Annotated in this window: 1 pseudogene; it reads left to right on the top strand. The window is 66.5% G+C overall.

What is annotated here, in order from left to right:
- A pseudogene (locus tag AB4Y42_RS44210) lies at nucleotides 1–397 on the top strand (hypothetical protein); the annotation flags it as partial.
- Nucleotides 398–466: the final 69 nt, after the last annotated feature.

Here is a 466-nt window from a genome sequence, read left to right on the forward strand (position 1 = left end):
GGTGTACAACGCGGCCACGAAGACGTGGACGCTCGCGTACACGCTCCAGGCTGGCCTCGACCTCGGCAAGCCGTACACGGTGCCGGGCTACCCGGCCGGGTACAACTCGGCGACGGGCCTGCCGTGGGCGCCGGCGACGGATGGCCTGCGCAACCTGACGGGCCGCGTTGATGACGATGGCACGGTGACGATCTGGGCCATTACGTCGACGGTCAGCGGCAATGGTGATACGGGCGCCGATCCGAACAAGCTCGTGGCGATTCGCGATGTGCTCAAGAACACGAGCGCCGCGGGGGCTGCGCACGAAAAGTTCGTGACGCTGCGCACGGCGGGGTTCGCGGAAGTGCTTCGCGGCGTGTCGTTTGCGCCGGGAACGGATTTCGACCGGCGGTTCTGATGTCGATGTGGAAGTCGCGGATCTGATTCGCGACGAGTGTCTCGGGTGGCACGGCGCAACGCTCTCTCT

This window comes from Paraburkholderia sp. EG286B, assembly GCF_040965655.1.
In the GTDB taxonomy this organism is placed as follows: Bacteria; Pseudomonadota; Gammaproteobacteria; order Burkholderiales; family Burkholderiaceae; genus Paraburkholderia.